Raw genomic sequence first — 18,991 nt, forward strand, 5'->3', positions numbered from 1 at the left:
TTACAGCTTCATCAGGCTGGCGTCGTCGACCGAGGCCGAGTGGCGGGCACGGAACAGGGACACGATGATCGCGAGCCCGACCACGACCTCGGCGGCGGCGACGACCATCGTGAAGAAGGCGATGATCTGCCCGTCGAGGTTGCCGTGCATCCGGGAGAAGGCGACGAACGCGAGGTTGCAGGCGTTGAGCATGAGCTCGATGCACATGAACACGACGATCGCGTTGCGCCTGATCAGCACACCGGTGGCACCGATCGTGAACAACAGGGCCGCGAGATAGAGGTAGTTGACCGGGTTCACTTCGACGCCTCCTCGGACCGCTGGAACTTCGCCGGCCCGACCGCCCTGCGCTCGAGACGCTCCTCGGACCGCTGCTCCAGGGCCTTGAGGTCGTTGAGCGCCTCCCGCGACACGTCGCGGATCTGGCCGCGATCGCGCAGGGTCTTGCTGACGGTGAGGTCGGACGGGGTGCCGTCGGGCAGCAGGCCCGCGATGTCGACCGCGTTGTGCCGGGCGTAGACACCGGGTGCCGGCAGGGGCGGCAGCTGCTTGCCGTCGCGCACGCGCTCCTCGGCGAGCTCCCGCTGCGTCCTGGCCCGCTCGGTGCGCTCGCGGTGGGTGAGCACCATGGCGCCGACGGCGGCCGTGATGAGCAGGGCGCCGGTGATCTCGAACGCGAAGACGTACCTGGTGAAGAGGAGGGCGGCGAGGCCTTCCACGTTGCCCCCGGCGTTCGCCTGGCCGATGCCGTTGAACTCCGTCAGGGACGCGTTGCCGATCCCGGCGACCAGCAGGACGCCGAAGCCGAGCCCGCACAGGGCGGCCAGCCAGCGCTGGCCCTTGATGGTCTCCTTCAGGGAGTCCGCCGCGGTGACGCCGACGAGCATCACCACGAACAGGAACAGCATCATGATCGCGCCGGTGTAGACGATGATCTGGACGACGCCCAGGAAGTAGGCGCCGTTGGCGAGGTAGAACACCGCCAGGATGATCATGGTCCCGGCGAGGCAGAGCGCGCTGTGCACGGCCCGCTTCATGAGGATGGTGCACAGGGCGCCGATCACCGCGACGGTGCCGAGGATCCAGAACTGGACGGCCTCTGCGGTGGAGGTGGAGTAGGCGGCGAGCTGGGTGGTCATCGGCCGGCCACCTTCCCCGAGGCCGGTTCCGTCCCGCCGAAGGTCGAGTCGGCCTCCTGGACGACCTCGCCCTTGGAGTGGGCGACCTGCCGTTCGGTGCCGGGCGCGGCCTCCGTCACCAGGCCCCGGTAGTAGTCCTGTTCGTCCGTGCCGGGGTAGATGGCGTGGGGCGAGTCGACCATCCCCTCCTCCAGACCGGCGAGCAGCTGCTCCTTGGTGTAGATGAGGTTGGCCCGGCTGGAGTCGGCCAGCTCGAACTCGTTGGTCATCGTGAGCGCCCGGGTGGGGCAGGCCTCGATGCACAGGCCGCACAGGATGCAGCGGGCGTAGTTGATCTGGTAGACGCGGCCGTACCGCTCGCCCGGCGAGTAGCGCTCCTCGTCGGTGTTGTCCGCGCCCTCCACGTAGATCGCGTCGGCGGGGCAGGCCCAGGCGCACAGTTCACAGCCGACGCACTTCTCCAGGCCGTCCGGATGGCGGTTGAGCTGGTGCCGTCCGTGGAAGCGCGGAGCCGTGGTCTTCTGCTGCTCCGGGTACTGCTCGGTCAGCCGCTTCTTGAACATGGCCTTGAAGGTCACGCCGAAGCCGGCCACGGGGTTCTGGAAACCGGGCTTGGTGTCCTTGGGTTCCTCAGCCTTCGAACGCTCGAGTTCCTCAGCCATCGGACGCCTCCTTTCCATCCGTAGATCCGCCCAGAGATCCGTCACTCTGAGTATCGGGCCCGCCACTGACAATCAGTTCCCGCTCACGGCGCGAGCGGCGGCGCGGGACCGGCGGTAGTTCCTGGCCGGGCAGCGGCGGCACGGGGAACCCGCCCGCCATGGGGTCGAAGGCGGCCGGGGCCTCGGCCGGCTGTTCGGCCTTCTTGGCCTTCTCGCGGAACAGGTCGGCGACGAAGGAGAGCAGGAGCAGGGCGAGGACGCCGCCACCCACGTAGAGGGCGATGTCGGCGAAGTCGTAGCCCTCGTTCCGGAAGGCCCGCACGCTCGCGACGAGCATCAGCCACACCAGCGAGACCGGGATGAGGACCTTCCAGCCGAGCTTCATCAGCTGGTCGTAGCGGACGCGCGGGAGGGTGCCGCGGATCCAGATGAACATGAACAGCAGCAGCTGGACCTTGACCGTGAACCACAGCAGCGGCCACCAGCCGTGGTTGGCGCCCTCCCAGAAGGTGCTGATGGGCCAGGGGGCCCGCCAGCCGCCGAGGAACAGTGTGGTGGCGACGGCCGAGACGGTCACCATGTTGACGTACTCGGCGAGCATGAACATCGCGAACTTGATCGACGAGTACTCGGTGTTGAAGCCGCCGACCAGGTCGCCCTCGGACTCCGGCATGTCGAAGGGGGCGCGGTTGGTCTCGCCGACCATCGTGACGATGTAGATGATGAAGGAGACCGGCAGCAGCACGATGTACCAGCGGTCGGCCTGCTGCTCGACGATCGTCGACGTCGACATCGACCCCGAGTAGAGGAAGACGGAGGCGAAGGCGGCGCCCATCGCGATCTCGTAGGAGATCATCTGCGCGCACGAACGCAGGCCGCCCAGCAGCGGGTAGGTCGAGCCGGAGCTCCAGCCCGCCAGGACGATGCCGTAGATGCCGACCGAGGCGACCGCGAGGATGTAGAGCATCGCGATCGGCAGGTCGGTGAGCTGCATCGTGGTGCGCTGGCCGAAGATCGAGATCTCGTTGCCGGCCGGGCCGAAGGGGATCACCGCGATCGCCATGAAGGCCGGGATCGCCGCGATGACCGGTGCGAGGACGTACACCACCTTGTCCGCGCGCTTGACGATGACGTCTTCCTTCAGCATCAGCTTGATGCCGTCGGCGAGCGACTGGAGCATGCCCCACGGGCCGTGCCGGTTGGGGCCGATGCGCAGCTGCATCCAGGCCACGACCTTGCGCTCCATGACGATGGAGACCAGCACGGTCACCATCAGGAAGGCGAAGCAGAACACCGCCTTGATGACGACCAGCCACCAGGGGTCGGTGCCGAACATCGAGAGGTCTTCAGCGGCGAGGTAAGGGCTCATGCCGCCGCCTCCTTGGGGGCTCATGCCTCCACCTCCTTGGGGGCCTCGCCGGCGAGCGTCGCCGGGCCGATGCGGACGAGGGAGCCGGGCCGCGCCCCGGTGTCGGAGGCGACGCCGCCGCCGGTGGAGTTGAGCGGCAGCCACACCACCCGGTCGGGCATCTCACTGATCTGGAGCGGGAGTTCCACGATCCCCCGGGGGCCGCTCACCGCGAGCAGGTCGCCGTCCTTGACGCCCGCCTCGGCGGCCGTCGGGGCCGACACACGCGCGCGTGCCGCGTGCCGGGTTCCGGCGAGTGCCTCGTCGCCCTGCTGGAGGACGCCCTGGTCGAGCAGCAGCCGGTGCCCCGCGAGGACCGCTTCTCCGGCGGCGGGCCTCGGCAGCGCGGCCGCGGTCTCCAGGGGCTCACCGGCCCGCGGGCCGTCCCAGGCGCCGAGCCGGTCGATCTCGCCGCGCACGGTGCGCAGGTCCGGCAGCCCGAGGTGGACGTCCATGGCGTCGGCCAGCATCTGCAGCACGCGCGCGTCGGTGGGCGCGGAGCGGCGGGTCATCTGGTCGGGCTTGAGCGCGGCCTCGAAGAAGCGGATGCGGCCTTCCCAGTTGAGGAAGGTGCCGGCCTTCTCGGCGACCGCGGCCACGGGCAGGACGACATCGGCCTTGCGGCTGACCTCGCTCGGCCGCAGCTCCAGCGAGACCAGGAAACCCACCTCGTCCAGCGCGGCACGCGCCCGTGCCGGGTCGGGCAGGTCGGCGATCTCCACGCCCGCCACCAGCAGGGCCTGGAGTTCGCCGGTCGCGGCTGCTTCCACGATCTGGCCGGTGTCACGGCCGTAGCGGTGCGGGAGACCGGCGACGCCCCAGACGGCGGCGACCTCGTCCCGCGCGCGCGGGTCGGTGGCCGGGCGCCCGCCCGGCAGCAGCGACGGCAGCGCGCCCGCCTCGATCGCACCGCGTTCCCCGGCCCGGCGCGGGATCCACACCAGCCGGGCGCCGGTCGCGGAGGCCGTGCGTGCCGCGGCGGTGAGCCCGCCGGCCACGGCGGCCAGCCGCTCGCCGACGACGATCACCGCGCCCTCGGCGCGCAGTGCCTCCGCGGCGAGCGCACCGTCGTCCTCCAGGCCGGCGCCGCTCGCGAGCGCGTCCAGCCACTCCGTCTCGGTGCCGGGAGCGGCCGGCAGCAGCGTGCCACCGGCCTTCTCCAGACCGCGGGTGGCGTGTGTGGCGAGGGAGAAGGTCTTCTGCCCGTGCCGACGCCAGGCCTTGCGCAGCCGCAGGAAGACGCCGGGCGCCTCCTCCTCCGCCTCGAAGCCGACCAGCAGGACGGCCGGTGCCTTCTCCAGCGCGGTGTACGTGACGCCGGTGCCGTCGAGGTCCCGGCCGCGCCCGGCGACCTGGGCGGCGAGGAAGTCGGCCTCCTCGCTGCTGTGCACCCGCGCGCGGAAGTCGACGTCATTGGTGTCGAGCGCCACGCGCGCGAACTTGCTGTACGCGTAGGCGTCCTCGACGGTGAGGCGGCCGCCGGTCAGGACGCCGGTGCGGCCCCGGGAGGCCAGCAGCCCCTGGGCCGCGATCTGGAGCGCCTCCGGCCAGGAGGCCGGCTCCAGCTCTCCCTCGGCGTTGCGCACCAGCGGCGTGTCGAGCCGGTCGCGCTGCTGGGCGTACCGGAACCCGAACCGCCCCTTGTCGCAGATCCACTCCTCGTTGACCTCGGGGTCGTCGGCCGCGAGGCGCCGCATGACCTTGCCGCGCCGGTGGTCGGTGCGGGTGGCGCAGCCGCCCGAGCAGTGCTCGCACACCGACGGGGAGGAGACCAGGTCGAAGGGGCGGGAGCGGAATCGGTACGCCGCCGAGGTCAGCGCTCCCACGGGGCAGATCTGGATGGTGTTGCCGGAGAAGTACGACTCGAACGGGTCGCCCTCGCCGGTGCCGACCTGCTGGAGCGCGCCCCGCTCGATCAGCTCGATCATCGGGTCGCCCGCGACCTGGTTGGAGAACCGGGTGCAGCGGGCGCACAGCACGCACCGCTCGCGGTCCAGCAGCACCTGCGTGGAGATCGGGACGGGCTTCTCGTAGGTCCGCTTGCGGCCCTCGAAGCGGGAGTCGGCGTCGCCGTGCGACATGGCCTGGTTCTGCAGGGGGCACTCGCCGCCCTTGTCGCAGACCGGGCAGTCTAGGGGGTGGTTGATGAGCAGGAGCTCCATCACACCCTTCTGGGCCTTCTCCGCGACCGGGGAGGTGAGGTGGGTCTTCACCACCATCCCGTCGGTGCAGGTGATGGTGCAGGACGCCATCGGCTTGCGCTGGCCCTCGACCTCGACGATGCACTGGCGGCAGGCGCCGGCCGGGTCCAGGAGGGGGTGGTCGCAGAACCGGGGGATCTCGATGCCGAGCTGTTCGGCGGCCCGGATGACCAGGGTGCCCTTGGGCACGCTGATCTCGGCGCCGTCGATCGTCAGCGACACGAGGTCCTCCGGCGGGACCGCCGCCTCTCCCCCGCCGGAGGGAGAGCTGGTGGTCACGGTCATGCGTTCACCTCCGTGCGGTCGGCCCAGGCCGTCGACTTGGCCGGGTCGAAGGGACAGCCCCGGCCCGTGATGTGCTGCTCGTACTCCTCGCGGAAGTACTTCAGCGAGGAGAAGATCGGCGAGGCGGCGCCGTCACCGAGGGCGCAGAAGGACTTGCCGTTGATGTTGTCGGCGATGTCGTTCAGCTTGTCGAGGTCGGACATCTGTCCCTTGCCGGCCTCGATGTCGCGCAGCAGCTGCACGAGCCAGTAGGTCCCTTCGCGGCAGGGCGTGCACTTGCCGCAGGACTCGTGGGCGTAGAACTCCGTCCAGCGCGTGACGGCACGGACCACGCAGGTCGTCTCGTCGAAGCACTGGAGGGCTTTGGTGCCGAGCATGGAACCCGCGGCGCCCACTCCTTCGTAATCAAGAGGGACGTCGAGGTGCTCGTCGGTGAACATCGGGGTCGAGGAGCCGCCCGGCGTCCAGAACTTGAGGCGGTGCCCGGGGCGCATCCCGCCGCTCATGTCGAGGAGCTGGCGGAGCGTGATCCCGAGCGGCGCCTCGTACTGGCCGGGGCTGGCGACATGGCCGGAGAGGGAGTAGAGCGTGAAGCCGGGCGACTTCTCACTCCCCATCGACCGGAACCATTCCTTGCCCCGCTGGAGGATCGCGGGAACCGACGCGATCGATTCGACGTTGTTCACCACAGTCGGGCACGCATAGAGGCCCGCGACGGCAGGGAAGGGGGGACGGAGCCGCGGCTGGCCCCGGCGGCCTTCGAGCGAGTCGAGCAGTGCGGTCTCCTCACCGCAGATGTACGCGCCCGCGCCCGCGTGCACGGTGATGTCGAGGTCGAGTCCGCTGTCCAGGATGTTCTCGCCGAGGAAGCCGGCGTCGTAGGCCTCGCGCACGGCGGAGTGCAACCGCCGCAGTACGGGGACGACTTCACCCCGCAGGTAGATGAAGGCGTGCGACGACCTGATGGCGTAACACGCGATGATCATGCCCTCGATGAGGCTGTGCGGGTTCGCGAAGAGGAGCGGGATGTCCTTGCACGTCCCGGGCTCCGACTCGTCGGCGTTGACAACAAGATAGTGCGGCTTTCCGTCCCCCTGGGGAATGAACTGCCACTTCATCCCGGTGGGGAAGCCCGCGCCGCCGCGCCCGCGCAGACCGGAGTCCTTGACGTAGGCGATCAGGTCGTCCGGCGTCATGGCGAGCGCCTTGCGCAGCCCTTCGTAGCCGTCGTGCCGCCGGTACACGTCCAGCGTCCAGGACTTGTCCTCGTCCCAGAAGGCCGACAGCACCGGTGCGAGCAGCTTCTCGGGGCTCGTGTCTTTCAGCTCGGGTGCCAAGGTCATCACTCCCCCTCCTCGGCGGTGGGCCCGGCCGGGTGGGCCGGGTCGGAGGCCGATGTGTCCTGCGGCGCGTCGTGCGAGCTCAGGTGCTCCGTGGGTGACGGCTCGTGCGGCGCCCCGGTGCGGGCCGCCTCACCGCGCGGGTGCACCACGCGCGCGGAGGCCGACTCGCCCTTGGCGAGCTTCAGGCCGACCAGGGAGGCGGGTCCGGCGCTTCCTCCGGACTCCACGGCGCCCTCCCGCTCGTCGGGGAAACCGGCCAGGACCCGGGCGGTCTCCTTGAAGGTGCACATGCGAGCCCCGCGGGTGGGCGTCACCGGCCGGCCCGCGCGCAGGTCGTCGACGAGGCTCTTGGCGCTGTCGGGGGTCTGGTTGTCGAAGAACTCCCAGTTGACCATCACGACCGGCGCGAAGTCGCAGGCCGCGTTGCACTCGATGTGCTCCAGGGTGACCTTGCCGTCGCCGGTGGTCTCGCCGTTGCCGACGCCGAGGTGCTCCTGGAGCTCCTCGAAGATCGCGTCCCCGCCCATGACGGCGCACAGGGTGTTGGTGCACACCCCCACCTGGTAGTCACCGCTCGGGCGGCGGCGGTACATGGTGTAGAAGGTGGCGACGGCGGTGACCTCGGCCGTGGTCAGGCCGAGCACGTCCGCGCAGAACTGCATGCCGGTGCGGGTCACATGCCCTTCCTCCGCCTGCACGAGGTGCAGCAGCGGCAGGAGGGCGGACCGGGAGTCCGGGTAGCGGGCGATGACCTCGCGCGCGTCCGTCTCCAGACGGGCCCGGACGTCGTCCGGGTAGGCGGGTGCGGGCAGTTCGGGCATGCCCAGGCTGACGCCCCGCTCGGAAGACGATGTGGTCACCGGTCGACGCCTCCCATCACGGGGTCGATGGACGCGACGGCGACGATGACGTCGGCGACCTGGCCGCCCTCGCACATCGCCGCCATGGCCTGAAGGTTGGTGAAGGACGGGTCCCGGAAGTGGACCCGGTAGGGGCGGGTGCCACCGTCGGAGACGACGTGCACCCCGAGTTCGCCCTTGGGCGACTCGACCGCCGCGTACGCCTGTCCCGGCGGGACGCGGAAGCCCTCGGTGACCAGCTTGAAGTGGTGGATCAGGGCCTCCATGGAGGTGCCCATGATCTTCTTGATGTGGTCGAGGGAGTTGCCGAGCCCGTCGGGGCCCAGGGCGAGCTGCGCGGGCCAGGCGATCTTCTTGTCGGCGACCATGACCGGGCCGGGCTGGAGCCGGTCCAGGCACTGCTCGACGATCCTCAGGGACTGGCGCATCTCCTCCAGCCGGATGAGGAAGCGGCCGTAGGAGTCGCAGGTGTCCGCGGTCGGGATCTCGAAGTCGTAGGTCTCGTAACCGCAGTACGGCTGGGCCTTGCGCAGGTCGTGCGGCAGGCCGGTGGAGCGCAGGATCGGGCCCGTCGCGCCGAGGGCCATGCAGCCGGCCAGGTCGAGGTAGCCGACGTCCTGCATCCGCGCCTTGAAGATGGGGTTCCCGGTGGCGAGCTTGTCGTACTCCGGGAGGTTCTTCTTCATCTTCTTCACGAACTCGCGGATCTGGTCCACCGCGCCGGGCGGCAGGTCCTGGGCGAGTCCGCCGGGGCGGATGTACGCGTGGTTCATCCGCAGGCCGGTGATCAGCTCGTAGATATCGAGAATGAGTTCACGATCACGGAAGCCGTAGATCATGATCGTGGTCGCGCCCAGCTCCATGCCGCCGGTGGCGATGCACACCAGGTGGGAGGAGAGCCGGTTCAGCTCCATCAGGAGCACGCGGATGACCGAGGCGCGGTCCGGGATCTGGTCCTCGATGCCGAGGAGCTTCTCGACGCCGAGGCAGTACGCCGTCTCGTTGAAGAACGGCGTGAGGTAGTCCATGCGCGTCACGAACGTGGTGCCCTGCGTCCACGTCCGGTATTCGAGGTTCTTCTCGATGCCGGTGTGCAGGTAACCGATTCCGCAGCGGGCTTCGGTGACGGTCTCGCCCTCGATCTCCAGGATCAGGCGGAGCACGCCGTGGGTGGACGGGTGCTGCGGGCCCATGTTGACGACGATGCGCTCGTCGTCGGCGCGGGCCGCCGACTCGACGACCTCGTCCCAGTCACCGCCGGTGACGGTGTAGACGGTGCCTTCGGTGGTCTCGCGAGGAGAGGCGTGCGACGTGCTCATGAGTACGACCTCCGCTGGTCCGGAGCCGGGATCTGGGCGCCCTTGTACTCGACGGGGATGCCGCCGAGGGGGTAGTCCTTGCGCTGCGGGAAGCCCTGCCAGTCGTCCGGCATCATGATCCGCGTCAGGGCGGGGTGGCCGTCGAAGACGATTCCGAAGAAGTCGTACGTCTCACGCTCGTGCCAGTCGTTCGTCGGATAGACCGCGAACAGCGACGGGATGTGCGGGTCGCTGTCGGGGGCGCTGACCTCCAGGCGGATCACCCGGTTGTGGGTGATCGAGCGCAGGTGGTAGACGGCGTGCAGCTCGCGCCCCTTGTCGTTCGGGTAGTGCACGCCGCTGACGCCGGTGCACAGCTCGAAGCGCAGGGCCGGGTCGTCGCGCAGGGTGCGGGCGACGCGGACGAGGTGCTCGCGCTCGATGTGGAAGGTCAGCTCGTCGCGGTCGACGACCGTCTTCTCGATGGCGTTGTCCGGGAGCAGGCCCTGCTCCTCGAGTGCGCCTTCGAGTTCGTCGGCGACCTCGTCGAACCAGCCGCCGTAGGGGCGGGCCGCCGGTCCCGGGAGCCGGACCGAGCGGACCAGGCCGCCGTAACCGGAGGTGTCGCCGCCGTTGTTCGCGCCGAACATGCCGCGCTGGACGCGGATCTCCTCGCCGCCCTGGCCGCGCTGGCCGGGGAGGTTCTCCGCGGAGAGGTCCTTCTCGGGGTTGACCCCGTTCGACCCGTTCGTACCGTTGGTGCCGTTCGCGTCGCTCACCGCAGCAGCCCCTTCATCTCGATCGTGGGCAGGGCCTTGAGCGCCGCTTCCTCCGCCTCGCGGGCCGCTTCCTCGGCGTTCACGCCGAGCTTGGAGGACTGGATCTTCTGGTGGAGCTTGAGGATCGCGTCCATCAGCATCTCCGGCCGGGGCGGGCAGCCGGGGAGGTAGATGTCGACCGGCACGATGTGGTCGACGCCCTGGACGATGGCGTAGTTGTTGAACATGCCGCCCGAGGAGGCGCAGACCCCCATGGAGATCACCCACTTGGGGTTCGGCATCTGGTCGTAGACCTGCCGGAGCACCGGCGCCATCTTCTGGCTCACCCGGCCGGCGACGATCATCAGGTCCGCCTGGCGCGGTGAGCCGCGGAAGACCTCCATGCCGAAGCGCGCCAGGTCGTAGCGGCCGGCTCCGGTGGTCATCATCTCGATGGCACAACAGGCGAGGCCGAACGTGGCGGGGAAGACCGACGCCTTGCGCACCCAGCCCGCGGCCTGCTCGACGGTGGTCAGCAGGAAGCCGCTCGGCAGCTTTTCTTCGAGTCCCATGACGTGTGGCCCCTCAGTCCCATTCCAGGCCGCCGCGCCGCCATACGTACGCGTACGCGACGAAGACGGTGAGCACGAAGAGCAGCATCTCCACGAGCCCGAAGATCCCCAGGGCGTCGAAGGTGACGGCCCAGGGGTAGAGGAAGACGATCTCGATATCGAAAATGATGAAGAGCATCGCCGTCAGGTAGTACTTGATCGGGAAGCGCCCGCCGCCGGCCGGCGTGGGGGTCGGCTCGATGCCGCACTCGTAGGCCTCGAGCTTGGCCCGGTTGTACCGCTTGGGCCCGATCAACGTGGCCATGACCACGGAGAAGATCGCAAAGCCTGCCCCGAGGGCTCCCAGTACGAGGATGGGCGCATAAGCGTTCACCGCTCCTCGCTCCTCTCAGTCGGCACTGACTGCTGGCGGATTGCATCGGGCTCACATCCGCCCCACCGGTCCCTCGAACCCCGCCCGCCCCGGCGAAGATCGGGAACATGTGAAGCAGGTCACAAGCCCAACCGCGTGCATCTTATGCCCGACGCTCTGTGATCTGCGACACGGGGTATTGCACAAGCTTTGTGATCTCCACCACCTGACGATCGATCATGAAGTCGGATGAGCGGTGATCTTCACACGCGAAGCGTCCGTGTGATCACGAGAGGTGACATTTTGGCTCGTCAGCGCAGGCCGGAGGGGTCGTCTCCATATCAAGAGGGTTCTCTTGCATGCAAATTGGCGATGGACTTGATCTCTTGATAGAGGCCCGTTCACACATCAGAGGGTGTGTGGGGCGAGGTGTGGACGCGTGCACGCGTTCACGATCTCCGCGAGCCCGTGACCCGGCCGTGATCCACGCGCCGGGACGCGACCTCCGGGCCAACCGTTCCGTGATCCCCGTCACATGAGTGAGAGATCCATGAGAACGGGGCTTGGCCAATCAACCCAACCGATGGTAGGCGCGGGGCAATTCGGGCGTATTGATCAAACACCGTGATCACAGGCCGGTCACAGTGCGCCCGCAATGTCCGTTACGGCGTCAATAAGGGGCCGGGTTCGGGGGTTTTGGGGGCCCGATTGAACAACTGTGGCGCAGCACACGTTTCTTGAAGATATGAAGGAGCCCCTGGTACCGGTTGTTCCCATGTCCCACACCGCTCACATACGCAGCCACCGGAAACCCCGCCGCAGCGCGACCTCTTCGATCGCCCTGCGCGCCGGCGTGGCCGGTGGCGTTCTCAGCATGGCAGCGGCTGGTGCGTCGGCCTCGGCGAGCGCCGCCGAGCCGGTGACGCAGACCATCGAACTGCCCACCCTGACGGCCGACCTGTCCGCTCAGGTCGCCCAGTCCGCGGCCGCCACCCAGCAGGCCGCCGCGAACTACGAACTGCGCGCCGAGCGTGACGCCGCCGCCGCCAAGGCCGCGACGGAGGCCAAGAAGGACCTCGCCGAGGCGAAGAAGAAGGCGGAGGCCAAGAAGAAGGCCGCCGAGGCCGCCCGCAAGGCCGCCGCCGAGCGCGCCAACCGCAGCACCGAGCGCGCCACCCTGTCCGCCTCCGCCTCCGCGTCCGCCTCCACGTCGGTGTCGGCGCCCGCCAGCGGCAGCGTCGCGACGGTCATCGCGTTCCTCAAGGCCCAGGTGGGCGACGCCTACGTCATGGGCGCCACCGGTCCCAACGCCTGGGACTGCTCCTCCCTCGTGCAGGCCGCGTACAAGCAGGTTGGTGTGGACCTGCCGCGTGTCTCGCAGGACCAGTCAATGGCCGGCACGGACGTCTCGCTCTCCAACCTCCAGGTCGGCGACATCCTGTACTGGGGCGGCAAGGGCTCCGCGTACCACGTGGGTGTCTACATCGGGAACGGCCAGTACCTCGACGCGGCCAACCCGTCCAAGGGCGTCGTCATCCAGGACCTGTCGGGCTACCCGGCGTCGGGCGCGGTCCGCGTCCTCTGACGTCACGCGTCGTCCGACTCATCCGCTCACACGGGCGCGAGGGCCGCTGCCATCACGAGGCAACGGCCCTCCCGGCCTGTCCGGGGCCGTTCAGGCCCCGAATCCCCTCGCCCCCTCCGCGAGGCGCTCCAAGGGCCTTCAGAGCCCTTCCCCGGCCCACCCGGCACTGTGGCCTGCCCCTGCACGTCCGCCACTTCCCCACCTTGCGCCCGAATTCTCCCGGAATGGTGCGGCGTTGACGGCGAGGCGAACCAGGCCGGGGCGATCCAGCGAGTGTTCGTTCACGACGGCCCGGAGGCATGCGGAAGGCCCCCCGCTCCCGCGAGGGGCCCGTCACCGTCTCTGCCCGCTCGGGCCGCCGGCACCGCAAGGGCGGCTCAGGCCTTGGGCGCCACCCTGCTCAGCCCGTTGATGATGCGGTCCATCGCGTCGCCGCCCGTCGGGTCGGTGAGGTTCGCGAGGAGCTTCAGAGTGAACTTCATCAGCATCGGGTGCGTGAGACCGCGCTGGGCGGCGATCTGCATGACCTTCGGGTTGCCGATGAGCTTCACGAAAGCACGACCGAGCGTGTAGTAGCCGCCGTAGGTGTCCTTCAGGACGCGCGGGTAGCGCTGGAGGGCCAGTTCGCGGCTCGCGGGGGTCGGCCGGGCGTGGGCCTGGACGATGACGTCGGCGGCGATCTGGCCGGACTCCATGGCGTAGGCGATGCCCTCGCCGTTGAAGGGGTTCACCAGGCCGCCGGCGTCACCGACGAGCAGCAGGCCCTTGGTGTAGTGCGGCTGGCGGTTGAACGCCATCGGCAGGGCGGCGCCGCGGATCGGGCCGGTCATGTTGTCCGGGGTGTAGCCCCAGTCCTGAGGCATGGACGCACACCAGGCCTTCAGCACCTCGCGCCAGTCCAGCTCCTTGAAGGAGTCGGAGGTGTTGAGCACACCCAGGCCGACGTTCGACGTGCCGTCGCCCATGCCGAAGATCCAGCCGTAGCCGGGCAGCAGGCGGTCCTCGGCGCCGCGGCGGTCCCACAGCTCCAGCCAGGACTCCAGGTAGTCGTCCTCGTGGCGCGGGCTGGTGAAGTACGTGCGCACCGCCACGCCCATCGGGCGGTCCTCGCGGCGGTGCAGGCCCATCGCCAGGGACAGCCGCGTGGAGTTGCCGTCGGCGGCCACGACGAGCGGCGCACGGAAGGTGACCTCGCGCTTCTCCTCACCGAGCTTGGCGTGCACCCCGGTGATGCGGCCCGTGCGCTCGTCCAGGATCGGCGCGCCCACGTTGCAGCGCTCGAAGAGCCGGGCACCGGCTTTCTGGGCATTCCGGGCGAGCTGCTCGTCGAAGTCGTCGCGCTTGCGGACGAGGCCGTAGTCGGGGAAGGAGGCGAGATCCGGCCAGTCGAGCTGGAGCCGCACGCCGCCGCCGATGATGCGCAGGCCCTTGTTGCGGAGCCAGCCCGACTCCTCCGAGATGTCGATGCCCATCGCCACGAGCTGCTTGACGGCACGGGGGGTGAGGCCGTCGCCGCAGACCTTCTCGCGGGGGAACTCGGTCTTCTCCAGCAGGAGGACGTCGAGTCCGGCCTTGGCGAGGTGGTAGGCGGTGGTGGAGCCGGCCGGCCCCGCGCCCACGACGATCACATCGGCGGTGTTCTCGGAGAGGGGCTCGGTCACGACGGTCACGGCGGGATCTCCCCAAGTTCGTCAATCTTGCGTGCCGACCGGCACTGGACATGGGCAGTCTATGCAGCAGCATTCATCACCCGGCTGAAGGGCTGCCTTCGTGAATCGAGTTCTCCCCGCTGTGCGGCTGCGCGTCCCCACCCACGAGGACGCGATCGTCTGGCACCGGATCTTCGACGACCCGGACGTCATGGAGTTCCAGGGCGGCAGGGCCGCGGAGCTCTCGGTCTACGAGGAGCTCACCGCCCGCCAGCGCCGGCACAACGCCGAACTGGGCTTCTGCCTGTGGACCGTGCTGGACGGTTCGGGACAGGTCATCGGGTTCACCGGCGCCCAGCCGTGGGAGCGTTCCTGGGGTCCGGCCGGGGAGATCGAGATCGGCTGGCGGCTGGGCCGGGAGCACTGGGGCCGGGGCTACGTCACCGCGGCCGCGCGGCAGACGCTGGAGCGGATGCGGGCGGCCGGCGTGCCGGGCGTCGTCGCGATGGTCGACGCCCGCAACAGCCGGTCCATCGCGGTGACCCGGCGCCTCGGGATGCGCCTCGCCGAGACATTCACGACTCCGGCTTCGCAGCGGGCGGGGCACTGCTACCGGCTCGACCTCCGAGGCACTGACGCAGCGTAGTCGACTGTCACAGAAAGACATCAGTCGCTTCCGGTCGGTACGGGGCGGGAGTTACCCTTCCTGTACCGCTGGGGGTGACATCTGTGCACATATCCCGCAAGACACCCGAAGTGCGCGTACCGCGTCTGGTCGGTCTGATGGCCGTGGACGCACGGGAGACGGCCCGGGCGCAGGGCCTCCTCCTCACCGCACCGGACCGGCCCGAGTTCGCTCTCGCCGTCGTCGACTACGTCGTACGCCAGTACCCGCAGCCCGGGGCCGAGGTGCCGCGGGACTCGATGGTCTACGTGTGGTTCGACTTCGGCCCCGGTGAGGGCGGCGGGGGCGTGCACGAACCGCGGATCCCACAGCCGCCCCGGGGCGGTCTCCAGCGCGAGCTCGACGAGCCGGGCGACCCCTACATGGTCCTCAGCTCGCCCTAGGACCGGCGGACCCCGGCCTCACTCGGCCTTGAAACCCCGGTGCAGGGCGACGATCCCGCCGCTCAGGTTGCGCCAGGCCACCCGCGACCAGCCGGCCTTGCCCAGCCGCTCGGCCAGCGCGGGCTGGTCGGGCCAGGCGCGGATGGACTCGGCGAGGTAGACGTAGGCGTCGGGGCTGGAGGACACGGCCCGGGCGACCGGCGGCAGGGCGCGCATCAGGTACTCGGTGTAGACCGTGCGGAACGGCGTCCACGTCGGGTGTGAGAACTCGCAGATCACGATCCGCCCGCCCGGCCGGGTCACCCGGAGCATCTCGCGCAGGGCGGCGTCCGTGTCCTGCACGTTGCGCAGCCCGAAGGAGATGGTGACGGCGTCGAAGGTGTCGTCCCGGAACGGGAGCCGCGTCGCGTCGCCTGCGGTGTACGGCAGCCAGGGCCGGCGCTGCTTGCCCACCCGGAGCATGCCCTGGGAGAAGTCGCACGGGACGACGTAGGCACCGGTCTGCGCGAAGGGCAGCGAGGAGGTGCCGGTGCCCGCCGCGAGGTCGAGGACCTTCTGCGCGGGGCGCGCGTCGACCGCCTTGGCGACCTCCTTGCGCCACCGCCGGTCCTGGCCGAGGGACAGCACGTCGTTGGTCAGGTCGTACCGTTCCGCCACGTCGTCGAACATCGAGGCGACTTCGTGCGGCTGCTTGTCCAGGGATGCGCGGGTCACGGGCCCATTCTTGCAGCACCCCCTTCGGGCAGGAGCCGCGGCCGCCCGCGTGCCGCCGCCTCCGTGAGACGTTCGCTGCCGGGAGACGTACTTCCTGTCCGTCCCCCAGATCGCACGAGAACGGGAGCGCACGTCATGAGGAGTCACCGGAAACCGGCGGTGGCCGGGCTGGGCTGCCTGTTCGCCCTCGCCACCGCCGCCTGCTCCGGGCAGGGCGACGCGGCCCCTCCGGCCACGAAGGCCCCGACGTCCGCCACGGTGCCGGCCGCGGCCGGCACCTCGTACGCCCCGTACCTCAGTGCCACCGAGGCCGCCGGCACCGACACCGCCGGCTCCCCCACGACGTACAACCTGGCGTTCGTCATAGCCGACGGCGACGACTGCACCCCGCGCTGGAACGGCACGCACGCCATCGGCGACGCGAAGGTCGCCTCCCGCATCGCCGGGCTCAAGGCGGACGGCGCCCGGGTCCGGGTCTCCTTCGGCGGCGCCTCCGGCAAGGAGCTCGCGGTGACCTGCGACAGCGCCGCGGCTCTGGCGACGGCGTACGGCAAGGCCCTCGACGCGGCCGGCACGGCCGTGGCCGACTTCGACATCGAGGGCGACGAGCTGTCCGACTCCGCCTCCGTCGCGCTGCGTTCGGAGGCGATCGCGCGGTTGCAGGAGGAACGGGCCGGCCTGGACGTCTCGTTCACCCTGCCGGTGATGCCCTCGGGCCTCGACGAGGACGGCCTGGCACTCCTCGCCTCGGCCAACGACAAGGGCGTACAGGTCTCCACGGTCAACCTCATGACGATGAACTACGGCTCGTCGTACGACGGTGACATGGGCAACTACGCCCGCACGGCCGCCAACGCCGCGCACGCCCAGCTGAAGAAGGTCTTCGGGACCTCGGACCCGGCCGCCTGGCAGGGCATGGCGCTCACCTCGATGATCGGCGTCAACGACGTCGCGAACGAGACGTTCACGCTCGCGGACGCCGCCGAGGTCCGGGCGTTCGCCGAGGAGAAGGGCATCGCCTGGGTGTCGATGTGGTCGGCGGCCCGGGACCGGCAGTGCGCGGACGGCTCGAAGTCGGCCGGGGCGCCGACGGATTGCAGCGGGGTGAGGCAGGGGGCGGGAGCGTTCGGGAAGGTCTTCGCGGGCTGACCCGGGGATGACGGACAGGGGTTCGCGCTGATCCGAGCGCCCGGGGTCAGCGGGCCCGGTACACCAGCCGGCCGGCCAGCACGGTCGCCACACAGGTCGCCGCGCCGCGCTCGCGCAGGGCCGCCTCGTCGGGCACGTCGAACACGGCCAGGTCGGCCCTGCCGCCGACGGTCAGCGGGCCGTGGACCGTGCCGGGGAGGTCGTACCCTCCCGCGAACGGGTCGAGGTCGGGCCGCTCGCCCGGCAGCGTGCCGGGAGCCCCCGTGGTCCCCACGACGGTCAGCCCGGAGCGGGCGACGGCCGTGGCCACGAGCGGGTCGCGGAAGCGGGCGCCGGGCGAGGCGACCGCGGTCGTGCCGTTGCGCAGCATCCGCTGCACTCCGCGCCGCACACTGCCCGACCAGCGGGTCTCGGTGAGGTCGCCCAGGGCGGTCAGCCGCTCGCCCCACAGGGGCTGTTCGCCCAGCTCGTCGGCTTCGCGGGGGTCGGGGTGGTAGCAGTGGCGCAGCAGCCACAGCGGGTGCCACTGGCGCAGACCCGGGGTGAGGACACCGGGCCAGCGCCGCACCCGCGCGCCGGGCGCGTCTTCGGCGACCTCGTCGTAGGGCCCCACGGCGATGACCCGGTCGCCGTCGACCATGACGGCACCGTCCGCGACGGGTGCGTCCATGCCGGGTGCCGCGCCCGCCGGGAGGACCAGCGGGGCGGCGTGGATCGTCAGCACGGTGGGGTCAGTTGGACGCGAGCAGCTTCAGCTCGGGGTGAGCCGTGCCGCCCGCGATGGCCGTCGAGGAGATGTGCGAGACGACGCGGTCGTCGACCGGGTCGTTCGCCGGGTCGTCGTGGACGACGAGGTGCTCGTAGGTGGTGGCGCGCTGGGCGGGCACCCGGCCCGCCTTCCGGATCAGATCGATGATCTCCATCCGGTTGGAGCGGTGCTTGGCACCGGCCGACGACACCACGTTCTCCTCCAGCATGATCGAGCCGAGGTCGTCGGCGCCGTAGTGCAGGGAGAGCTGGCCGACCTCCTTGCCCGTGGTCAGCCAGGAGCCCTGGATGTGGGCGATGTTGTCCATGAACAGCCGCGCGATGGCGATCATGCGCAGGTACTCGAAGAGCGTCGCCTGCGTACGGCCCTTCAGGTGGTTGTTCTCGGGCTGGTAGGTGTACGGGATGAAGGCGCGGAAGCCGCCCGTGCGGTCCTGGACGTCCCGGATCATCCGCAGGTGCTCGATGCGCTCGGCGTTGGTCTCGCCGGTGCCCATGAGCATCGTGGAGGTGGACTCCACGCCCAGGTTGTGCGCGATCTCCATGATCTCCAGCCAGCGCTCGCCGGACTCCTTCAACGGGGCGATGGCCTTGCGGGGCCGCTCGGGCAGCAGCTCGGCACCGGCACCGGCGAAGGAGTCGAGGCCGGCGGCGTGAATGCGCTGGATGGCCTCCTCCACGCTCACCTTGGAGATCCGGGCCATGTGCTCGACCTCGGACGCCCCCAGGCTGTGGATGACCAGCTGCGGGAACTCCTTCTTGATCGCGGCGAAGTGCTTCTCGTAGTACTCGACGCCGTAGTCCGGGTGGTGCCCGCCCTGGAACATGATCTGCGTGCCGCCCAGCTCGACGGTCTCCGCGCACCGGCGCAGGATGTCGTCCAGGTCGCGCGTCCAGCCCTTGTCCTTGGCCTTCGGCGGGGCGTAGAACGCGCAGAACTTGCACGCCGTGACGCACACGTTCGTGTAGTTGATGTTGCGCTCGATGATGTACGTCGCGATGTGCTCGGTCCCGGCGTACCGGCGGCGGCGTACGGCGTCTGCGGCGGCGCCCAGCGCGTGCAGCGGGGCGTCCCGGTACAGCACGAGCGCCTCGTCCGGGGTGATCCGCCCACCGGCGGCTGCACGGTCGAGGATGGGCTGAAGGTCGGCCTTCTCGGTCACCGGGCGTCCCTTTCGTA

At 70.0% G+C, this 18,991-nt stretch carries 19 protein-coding genes; 4 read left to right on the top strand and 15 right to left on the bottom strand.

Annotation, left to right across the window (positions count from 1 at the left end; translation table 11 throughout):
* From nuoK to GTY56_RS17325, 11 genes are read right to left on the bottom strand one after another with little or no spacing between them, the layout of a single operon-like run.
* Positions 1–300 (bottom strand): NADH-quinone oxidoreductase subunit NuoK, encoded by a 300-nt coding sequence (nuoK, locus tag GTY56_RS17275; RefSeq protein WP_003992252.1) that lies wholly within the window; start codon positions 298–300, stop codon positions 1–3.
* Entirely contained in the window at positions 297–1,139 is an 843-nt protein-coding gene (locus GTY56_RS17280; protein ID WP_161366274.1) for an NADH-quinone oxidoreductase subunit J, read from the bottom strand. Before GTY56_RS17280 ends, nuoK begins: the two co-directional genes overlap by 4 nt.
* A complete protein-coding gene (gene nuoI, locus GTY56_RS17285) occupies positions 1,136–1,801 on the bottom strand; it encodes an NADH-quinone oxidoreductase subunit NuoI (RefSeq protein ID WP_033309053.1) in 666 nt (221 codons plus the stop codon). The genes GTY56_RS17280 and nuoI overlap by 4 nt, the downstream gene beginning before the upstream one ends.
* Entirely contained in the window at positions 1,794–3,170 is a 1,377-nt protein-coding gene (gene nuoH / locus GTY56_RS17290) for an NADH-quinone oxidoreductase subunit NuoH (protein ID WP_161366324.1), read from the bottom strand. The genes nuoI and nuoH overlap by 8 nt, the downstream gene beginning before the upstream one ends.
* A gap of 20 nt (positions 3,171–3,190) precedes the next feature.
* The gene (locus tag GTY56_RS17295; RefSeq protein ID WP_161366275.1) at positions 3,191–5,695 is read right to left on the bottom strand and encodes an NADH-quinone oxidoreductase subunit G; all 2,505 of its coding nucleotides are present in this window, start codon (positions 5,693–5,695) and stop codon (positions 3,191–3,193) included.
* Entirely contained in the window at positions 5,692–7,038 is a 1,347-nt protein-coding gene (gene nuoF / locus GTY56_RS17300) for an NADH-quinone oxidoreductase subunit NuoF (RefSeq protein WP_161366276.1), read from the bottom strand. Before nuoF ends, GTY56_RS17295 begins: the two co-directional genes overlap by 4 nt.
* Complete coding sequence (gene nuoE / locus GTY56_RS17305) at positions 7,038–7,898, bottom strand: NADH-quinone oxidoreductase subunit NuoE (RefSeq protein ID WP_161366277.1); 861 nt, start codon at positions 7,896–7,898, stop codon at positions 7,038–7,040. Before nuoE ends, nuoF begins: the two co-directional genes overlap by 1 nt.
* Positions 7,895–9,217, bottom strand: a complete 1,323-nt coding sequence (locus GTY56_RS17310) for an NADH-quinone oxidoreductase subunit D (protein WP_161366278.1) — start codon at positions 9,215–9,217, stop codon at positions 7,895–7,897. Before GTY56_RS17310 ends, nuoE begins: the two co-directional genes overlap by 4 nt.
* Positions 9,214–9,975 carry an NADH-quinone oxidoreductase subunit C gene (locus tag GTY56_RS17315; protein ID WP_161366279.1) on the bottom strand — a complete coding sequence of 254 codons (762 nt, stop codon included), beginning with the start codon at positions 9,973–9,975 and terminating at the stop codon, positions 9,214–9,216. The genes GTY56_RS17310 and GTY56_RS17315 overlap by 4 nt, the downstream gene beginning before the upstream one ends.
* Complete coding sequence (locus GTY56_RS17320; protein WP_007383964.1) at positions 9,972–10,526, bottom strand: NuoB/complex I 20 kDa subunit family protein; 555 nt, start codon at positions 10,524–10,526, stop codon at positions 9,972–9,974. The genes GTY56_RS17315 and GTY56_RS17320 overlap by 4 nt, the downstream gene beginning before the upstream one ends.
* A 13-nt stretch (positions 10,527–10,539) precedes the next feature.
* On the bottom strand, positions 10,540–10,899 hold the full coding sequence (locus GTY56_RS17325) for an NADH-quinone oxidoreductase subunit A (protein ID WP_003974383.1): 360 nt from the start codon (positions 10,897–10,899) through the stop codon (positions 10,540–10,542).
* Positions 10,900–11,623: 724 nt separating this feature from the next.
* Between GTY56_RS17325 and GTY56_RS17330 the strand changes: the two genes are divergently transcribed.
* Positions 11,624–12,463: a C40 family peptidase gene (locus GTY56_RS17330; protein ID WP_161366280.1), complete on the top strand. Its 840-nt coding sequence runs from the start codon at positions 11,624–11,626 to the stop codon at positions 12,461–12,463.
* Positions 12,464–12,840: 377 nt separating this feature from the next.
* Here GTY56_RS17330 and GTY56_RS17335 read toward each other — a convergent pair whose 3' ends face one another.
* Positions 12,841–14,133 (bottom strand): geranylgeranyl reductase family protein, encoded by a 1,293-nt coding sequence (locus GTY56_RS17335; protein WP_161366281.1) that lies wholly within the window; start codon positions 14,131–14,133, stop codon positions 12,841–12,843.
* Between the two features lie 100 nt (positions 14,134–14,233).
* Here GTY56_RS17335 and GTY56_RS17340 point away from each other — a divergent pair, with 100 nt between their 5' ends.
* Together GTY56_RS17340 and GTY56_RS17345 are read left to right on the top strand one after the other, a co-directional pair.
* Positions 14,234–14,758, top strand: a complete 525-nt coding sequence (locus tag GTY56_RS17340) for a GNAT family N-acetyltransferase (protein WP_161366282.1) — start codon at positions 14,234–14,236, stop codon at positions 14,756–14,758.
* Positions 14,759–14,868: 110 nt separating this feature from the next.
* On the top strand, positions 14,869–15,180 hold the full coding sequence (locus tag GTY56_RS17345) for a PASTA domain-containing protein (RefSeq protein WP_161366283.1): 312 nt from the start codon (positions 14,869–14,871) through the stop codon (positions 15,178–15,180).
* Positions 15,181–15,198: 18 nt separating this feature from the next.
* Here the strand turns inward: GTY56_RS17345 and GTY56_RS17350 are convergent, their stop codons facing one another.
* Positions 15,199–15,894 (bottom strand): demethylmenaquinone methyltransferase, encoded by a 696-nt coding sequence (locus GTY56_RS17350; RefSeq protein WP_161366284.1) that lies wholly within the window; start codon positions 15,892–15,894, stop codon positions 15,199–15,201.
* Positions 15,895–16,029: 135 nt separating this feature from the next.
* Between GTY56_RS17350 and GTY56_RS17355 the strand changes: the two genes are divergently transcribed.
* Entirely contained in the window at positions 16,030–17,043 is a 1,014-nt protein-coding gene (locus GTY56_RS17355; RefSeq protein ID WP_161366285.1) for a chitinase, read from the top strand.
* A gap of 46 nt (positions 17,044–17,089) precedes the next feature.
* On the opposite strand, the gene GTY56_RS17360 is transcribed toward GTY56_RS17355, so the two are convergent.
* Positions 17,090–17,767, bottom strand: coding sequence for a hypothetical protein (locus tag GTY56_RS17360; protein ID WP_161366286.1), 678 nt, complete (start codon positions 17,765–17,767; stop codon positions 17,090–17,092).
* A gap of 7 nt (positions 17,768–17,774) precedes the next feature.
* The gene (gene mqnC, locus GTY56_RS17365; protein WP_161366287.1) at positions 17,775–18,974 is read right to left on the bottom strand and encodes a cyclic dehypoxanthinyl futalosine synthase; all 1,200 of its coding nucleotides are present in this window, start codon (positions 18,972–18,974) and stop codon (positions 17,775–17,777) included.
* Positions 18,975–18,991 lie beyond the last annotated feature (17 nt).

Origin of the sequence: Streptomyces sp. SID5643, from assembly GCF_009872555.1 — a bacterium.
GTDB classification, from domain to species: Bacteria; Actinomycetota; Actinomycetes; order Streptomycetales; family Streptomycetaceae; genus Streptomyces; species Streptomyces iakyrus.